The 6944-nt window shown below is 46.9% G+C and carries 6 protein-coding genes; 5 read left to right on the top strand and 1 reads right to left on the bottom strand.

The window, feature by feature from the left end:
• Window positions 1-504: gluconate 2-dehydrogenase subunit 3 family protein (locus AC4MRN_RS18415; protein ID WP_491204104.1), on the top strand; the 504-nt coding region annotated here is incomplete at its 5' end.
• Window positions 505-552: 48 nt separating this feature from the next.
• On the opposite strand, the gene AC4MRN_RS18410 is transcribed toward AC4MRN_RS18415, so the two are convergent.
• Entirely contained in the window at window positions 553-1011 is a 459-nt protein-coding gene (locus AC4MRN_RS18410; RefSeq protein ID WP_073322487.1) for an RDD family protein, read from the bottom strand.
• A 203-nt stretch (window positions 1012-1214) separates the two neighbouring features.
• On the opposite strand from AC4MRN_RS18410, the gene AC4MRN_RS18405 reads away from it, so the two are divergent.
• The 4 genes from AC4MRN_RS18405 (at window position 1215) to AC4MRN_RS18390 (ending at window position 6241) form a co-directional block, all read left to right on the top strand.
• Window positions 1215-2129, top strand: a complete 915-nt coding sequence (locus AC4MRN_RS18405; RefSeq protein ID WP_491204103.1) for a sulfotransferase family protein — start codon at window positions 1215-1217, stop codon at window positions 2127-2129.
• A 459-nt stretch (window positions 2130-2588) separates the two neighbouring features.
• Window positions 2589-4700, top strand: coding sequence for a marine proteobacterial sortase target protein (locus tag AC4MRN_RS18400; RefSeq protein WP_491204102.1), 2112 nt, complete (start codon window positions 2589-2591; stop codon window positions 4698-4700).
• Window positions 4697-5380: a class GN sortase gene (locus tag AC4MRN_RS18395; RefSeq protein ID WP_370167237.1), complete on the top strand. Its 684-nt coding sequence runs from the start codon at window positions 4697-4699 to the stop codon at window positions 5378-5380. The genes AC4MRN_RS18400 and AC4MRN_RS18395 overlap by 4 nt, the downstream gene beginning before the upstream one ends.
• Window positions 5381-5557: 177 nt before the next feature.
• Window positions 5558-6241 carry a PEP-CTERM sorting domain-containing protein gene (locus tag AC4MRN_RS18390; RefSeq protein ID WP_073322498.1) on the top strand — a complete coding sequence of 228 codons (684 nt, stop codon included), beginning with the start codon at window positions 5558-5560 and terminating at the stop codon, window positions 6239-6241.
• Window positions 6242-6944 lie beyond the last annotated feature (703 nt).

The following is a 6944-nucleotide window of genomic DNA, read 5'->3' as shown; positions in this document are numbered from 1 at the left end:
ACGCAAACCCAGCTGGATCTGGTTGCGCGCATTAGCGCCATACTCGTGCCAATGGAAAATGGTCACCCCGGGGCATTGGAAGTGGGCGCGCCACATGTTGTTGATGAATGGGTAAGTGCACCCTATGCAAGCCAACAGCGAGACCGCGACACTATTTTACGACTGTTATATTGGCTGGATGACGAAGCAGAACGCTTGTACAACTCGCCTTTTTTGGCACTGGACAACTATGCACAAATGGCTATTTTAGACACGATTGCATTTGGCACAGGCGCTGCACCCATTGCGTTCCATCGACCAGCGCAGGCATTCAACCGTTTGAGAACCTTGATACTGGCTGCGTATTTTTGCTCCGTACCAGGTAGCAAGGAGATTGGCTATATGGGGAATGTTGCCATTGCCGGTGATTATCCGGGGCCTACCGAGGAAGCGATGAGTCACCTCGATGACGCCCTTGCTTCACTTGGACTAACAGAATATGCCTACACTCCCTTAGGCGAATAAGTTTGCTCCTTCATAACGAACGGATTCTAATCCGTTCGTTATAGACCACTATTCATCCTCAGGCGTTGAATTAACGGCTACCGCTTGATTGTTTCTCAGTACAAGTGTACCCGCTAACATGTCGTGCCATCCCTGCTTTCTTTTATCTATTCCTACCCAAATCAAGCCAAGAAATAAGGGGATCGCAGACACGTAATAAGCCAGGTAACGGCCAATGTATTGGCCCTTGGATGGCTGCCCTCCGGTCTTTGCATCGACAATGGTTAATTTCAACATCATCTTGCCAGGTGTGGCCGCACGGTAAATCCAGAAAATGATGATCGCAATTGCAGGGAGTAAGTAATTCACGACGACATCCCAGAAGCCCTGAAAGTAGTTCGGACTTGTCCAGTACTGCATGCCATAAATAGCCGTCATAAGGGGCGCAATGACAATTAACAACAGAATAGAATCGATTAACGCTGCCCCTACTCTCACCCAAAACCCGGCGTATTCCTGTTCGTTCATATCATTCCTTTAGTTCACGTTTTCCGATGTAAGCCCATGATTATCACAAAGTCTCATTTTAAGCATAAGACTTACAAAAAATAACAACTTACTCTGAATACGATTTTTGCTATTGTTACTAAGTAAAGTCATCCATATGACCTACATTTGCGTTAACTAAAAAGACCCCAATAACGCTTTTTACACGGAATCATTGCTTTCTTATGCAAAACGTACCCAATTTCTTTTTGATTGGTGCTGCAAAATCAGGGACAACCTCAATTGCAGATTATCTGAACCAACACCCTGAGGTATATTTCTCTGCTTACAAGGAACCCAATTATTTCGCACTGGTCGGGGAAAACCTGTATCACCCGGGCCCGTTGTCAGAGAAAATGAATTACCACTTTCAATACAGCCGCTCACTCGTTACTCAAGAGAGCTATGAACAGGCTTTTGCCAATGCGGGCAACGCGAAAATTCGTGCCGATGCATCTGTACGCTACCTGTACTACCCCAAAACCGCTAAACGCATTGCTCAACATGCACCAGACGCAAAACTAATTGCAGTTCTCCGAGAGCCTGTTGCGCGCTTATATTCCCACTATTGTATGAACGTTCAATTTCAATCTGAACCACTGCCGTTGTTAAAAGCTATCGAAAACGAAGACAGCCGGGTTGCGGAAGGTTGGGGTTGGGATTGGCACTATACACGCCTTGGTTTGTACGCAGAGCAAATCGAGCGTTACTTGCAGCATTTCAACAATGACCAGCTTTTAGTAATACTTTACGATGATTTTGTAAAACACCCTCTCGAAACATACCAAAAAATTTGCCGTCATTTGAACATTTCAGATGCATTCATCCCAGATATGAGCCAACGAGGCAAAGTGCCTACTCAGCCCAGAAACCTTATGTTGGACAGGTGGTTAAACTGGCCCGACTCATCCCGAAATAAACTTGAGAAATGGTTACCTCCCTGGCGCGCAAAGAAGGTGATAGAGAAATTAAAAGCGCTCAATAATAAACCTGTGCCCAAGCTCTCTCCACACGTTCATGAGGCAATCTCTGTGCGCTTTCATGAAGACGTGAAAAAATTAGAAACCTTGCTGGATCGAGATATCCATTGGTACAAATAACACGGCTGATTAATACATACCTTGAAAAATGGTTACAAAACAGCAGGAGCAAACTGGTGTTCAGTTGACTGACGGTCACTATGATACAAATACTTAGCTGGCCAATAAGCGGAATACCTTTGAGCGGCTGGGCTGAACAGATACAACTTCAACTATCGTAAGTGATGTTGATATTGATCCAAAATACGTTTTTTCAGACTCTCTTATACTCTCATCAATAGGGCCGCTCTAACCCGCCACATGTCGCAAACCCAGCTAAAGTCACCCTGATTAATTGATTTTCGAAACTCTGGATTCAGGCACGTAGCTTCATTCGTTACTTGTGATTTACCTAGTTAGTTTTTGCCATCCACCAGCCATAATTCGCCATAGTTTGCTCTTACATATCCATGTTCACTCCAACACTGTGACACCTTTACTTGTTTGAATAGCGGTATCACTTACTCAACGACAGCTGCTATGTACCCCAAACGCATACCTAAACATTTGATATTTGACCCACAACCCAAACGCAAATCCAAAGCCTGGATTTGGTGGCTGATTGGCATCGCTATCACCGCGGTTATATCCGTGTTCAGCGTTTATGCCTTAGCGACACCGTACAACGATAATCACGCTGGAGAATTGAGACTAACCAGCGAAAGTGGACTAAAACTGCCGTCATTGCACCTTGAAACCACAGTCAAAACCGACATTAACGGCCTGGTTGTGACTACCGAGTATATTCAGCGCTTTAAGAATGACTCCGATGAATGGGTCGAAGGTGTTTACGTCTTTCCGCTACCTGACATGGCCGCCGTGCGTCACATGGAAATGCGCGTCGGTGAACGACGTATTATCGGCGAGATTAAAGAGCGCCATAAGGCGGAAACGCTGTATAAAAAAGCCCGCGCCGAAGGCAAGCGCGCGGCCATTACCACTCAACAGCGCGACAACCTTTTTACGCAAAAAGTGGCAAATATTGCGCCGCATCAGGAAATAGAAGTCAGGCTGAGCTTTATCGATACGGCAACGTACCAGGCTGGCGTGTTTGAGTGGCGACTGCCCACCACGCTTACGCCGCGCTATATTCCGGGCATATCGCAGCCACCAGAGGACGAGAGCGAATCGACAACCAACGCAGTGACCACCAACGCATTTGGTTGGGCTAGCGCAACCAATCAGGTACCCGACGCGCCATTCATTACGCCGGCGATGACTCCCCCACCCGAGTACGGGTTGAAAAACCCTCTGCGTTTAACCGTCTCGCTTCAAAGCGGCATGGAGCTGGCGTCTATCGAAGGTCTTTACCACGATATTGACGTGAATAAAAATAACGACCACTACAACATTACCTTTCAGCATGGCGTTGTAGAGATGGACCGGGATGTTGTTCTCCAGTGGACACCCGTAGTATCGGCGCAGCCACGCGCGGCGGTTTTCCAGCAACAACTGGAGGGCGACACCTATGCCATGGTTATGATGGTACCGCCAAATGCTCCGGTCGTGCATGCACTACCCAAGGATATTATTTTTGTCGTAGACACATCCGGCTCGATGCAGGGCAACTCGATTATTCAGGCTAAATCCAGCTTGCTCCTCGCCATCAAACAACTCTCTCCCGATGACCGCTTTAACGTCATTGCCTTTAACGATCATTTCAGTGTATTTAATGATCGTACAGTACCAGCCAGTGACGAGCTCAAACACATTGCAACACAATGGGTGTCTGCGCTGGATGCTGACGGCGGCACCGAAATGTACCCGGCGTTACAGGAAGCCTACAACCAATTAGCCGATCCTGAACGCCTGCAACAGGTGATCTTCATTACTGATGGCGCAATTGGCAATGAGGAAATGCTGTTTGAGCTTATAACGGCTCCCGGCCACAATGCGCGACTATTTACTGTGGGAATAGGCAGCGCGCCCAATGCGTTTTTTATGGCCAAAGCAGCACAATTGGGCCGTGGTAGCTATGAACTCATTGGCTACCGCGACGATGTTCACGGCAAGATGTCGAGATTGTTTAATAAACTGAATCACGTTGCGGCAACCAACATCACAATAGACTGGCCTGAAGACGTTGAGCCTTACCCATCTCAATCAGCAGACTTATTCCATTCTGAGGCGCTACTGGCTTTTGCAAAATTATCTGCCCCCCTGCAACACTTGCCGATTTCAGGTAATACCGCCCAGCAGGCATGGCAAACCACAATAACAGCGAATGACGCGGCTTCCACTTCGGGGATTGGCTCACTATGGGCAAGATACAAAGTGGCCGAAATCGAGGACCAGGCCCGGCGCGGCAACATACCGCAACAGGATGTTCGGGATGCGGTATTGGACGTTGCATTGACACACAGCTTGTTAACCCGCTTTACCGCCTTTATCGCCGTTGATGAAACACCGGTGAGACCGCAGTATTTGCCCCTGTTCGGTGAAGGCGTCACCAATGTAATGCCCCATGGCTCAGCACAACAGCGTATGCAGTTTGCCAATACAGCCACGTCCGCAACCCTCTCCATGTGGCTGGGTATTTGGGGCTGCGTTGCCCTGTTTATTTTGCATATCAATAGAATTCGAGTGAAATGATGACAACCCTTCCGTTCACGTCATTAAACCGTATTCGAACGAGATTGAAGCTCAAAACTCTGGTCTCAATATTACTCTGCCTCTTTATTGCATGCAGTTGGGGGCACACCGGGTGGATAAAAGGAAAAGCGGTGTTGGCGCAATACTTAATTGCTGACGCATGGCAACAGTCGTTAACCTCGAAAGAAACTATCAAACCCTGGTCCTGGGCAGATACCTGGCCGGTCGCCCGGCTCGAGTTTCCTGCGTTAAATGAATCGATGTATGTGTTGGCGGGCAGCCATGGCACCAGCCTGGCGTTTGGACCTGGCCTAGCTGATGGCACTGCCCTGCCCGGCGAAAAAGGCACGACTATCATTCATGGTCACAGAGACACCCATTTCGCGTTGCTCGAAAACCTGAGTATAGGTGATATTGTCAGAATCCAGTCTAGCGAGGGGGACTGGCAACACTATGTCATTTCAGACACCCATATCATTGATACCCGCTCGCATAAATGGCTAATCGACCCGAATGAGCATACCCTGCAATTAGTAACCTGCTACCCGTTTAATAGTAGCAATGTCAATCCACCGCTGCGGTATGTGGTTGAGGCGCAACCAACCTCACACTTCCTTGCCAGTTCGGTGAAAACACCACAGGTTTCGCGTTTGAAAATGTACACTGTGCCAGTAATTTGAATGCAAACTCATCTGACCAATTTTCGTCAACATTCTTTACAATACAATTACGAATGCACATTAAAGTATTGATATTTATCAAAATAAAAAACTGGCACCAATAATGCTACCGGTCATGCAACAGTCAATCTAAAAAAACAGATGATTTAATACTTAACCTGGAAAAAGGAACTTAAAATGAAAAAGTTATTATTGAGTGCTGGCTTACTTGTTGCGAGTTTTAGCGCGGCTGCAACAACTGTAGACATTTCACTTTGGTCACAGGAAGATTCTCCAAACTACAGTCGGAATGCCACTTGGAACGTAGGTTCCGGTAATAATGCTATCCAGAATTCTAATTCTTATGGCACCTTGGTCAGCGACTTCGTTGAAACCGGTGATTTCTCTTTCTTCGGCACAATGACTGCGACCACGGCCTCATTCAACGATAATGACATCATGGGTATTGTATTTGGTTGGCAGGACGACATGAACCACTATCGCTTGGGTTGGGAGCAAGGCGGTTTTAACGATGCAGGTTCTGGCGCTAGCGGTATGTGGTTAGTTGAGGAAGTCGCAGGTGTATCTACTATCCTGTTTCAAACCGAGCAATTTTGGGCTGACCTGGTTGAGTACAACTTTATTGTTGGTCGTTCAGGCAATGACATTAGCTTCTCTTTAGACGGTGTATCGCAAACATTTACTAATACCAGCTTCATGTCTGGCCGAGTTGGTTTTTACACTGAGAGCCAAACTGCAAACTTCTCAGGCTTAACGTCTGTACCACAAGCTCCGGATAACTTAGGCAAAGTTCCGGCTCCAGCTCCATTAGCCCTGCTGGGTCTTGCACTGGGTGTACTTGCTATTCGCCGTAAGGCATAAATTCCTGCCAGCGGGTAAGCAAGAACGCTCACCCGCTTCTTTACTTTCAAAAACGCCTCATCCCTCCGCTATTAAATTTAATTTGATTGGAATCACTTTTCCAACCAGAGCAATATTTCGAATAACGTAGAAATCTCACCTCACCTATAAAAACAACATTGAAAACTCGAATTATTGTCACCACAATAAGAAAATGAAGCGCATATCGTATCTTTCACTTTGGCTACTTTTCCTGTCAGTAATATGGGAAGTTGCTGGTGCGCATTCAGTCGACACTGCCTCCACTCATCACTCTGCACCCTATGCTCAAATCACGCCGAGTGACGTATCAGACGCACAAACGCTTGGTATTGCTCCGGTACTTTATTATCTAAAGCATGCAGTGCATTGGCTAACGTTGATATGTCACGAACCAGGGCTTTATCTGCGGGCACCATTACCCACCGTCCCGGTTGAGAGCCAGCTCAATACCTATCTTTCCCTAATTACTTATCAGCACTATCAGAGCTCTTTAGATCCGTTTTCCTTAAACCATTAAATTACCCCGCTTCACAGCGGACTTAATGCTATTGATAAGGAAGCAACATGGATTTGCCGTATTCCCTTTATTTACCCGCGCTGGTCTGGCTGGCCTTTTTCTGCCTGATTGGCCTGTTTTTTGTGTTTTATCGCTGGGCGAAAAAACGCAAAGGCGCTGCGTTAG

This window comes from Marisediminitalea sp. (genome assembly GCF_984433645.1).
The sequence above is the reverse complement of the archived record's forward strand: the minus strand, read 5'-3'. Positions and strand labels throughout refer to the sequence as shown.

Bases quoted from the DNA above. Each gene is read 5' to 3' on its own strand.
- AC4MRN_RS18410 (WP_073322487.1), bottom strand. From the start codon at position 1,011: ATGAACGAACAGGAATACGCCGGGTTTTGGGTGAGAGTAGGGGCAGCG.
- AC4MRN_RS18405 (WP_491204103.1), top strand. From the start codon at position 1,215: ATGCAAAACGTACCCAATTTCTTTTTGATTGGTGCTGCAAAATCAGGG.
- AC4MRN_RS18400 (WP_491204102.1), top strand. From the start codon at position 2,589: ATGTACCCCAAACGCATACCTAAACATTTGATATTTGACCCACAACCC.
- AC4MRN_RS18395 (WP_370167237.1), top strand. From the start codon at position 4,697: ATGATGACAACCCTTCCGTTCACGTCATTAAACCGTATTCGAACGAGA.
- AC4MRN_RS18390 (WP_073322498.1), top strand. From the start codon at position 5,558: ATGAAAAAGTTATTATTGAGTGCTGGCTTACTTGTTGCGAGTTTTAGC.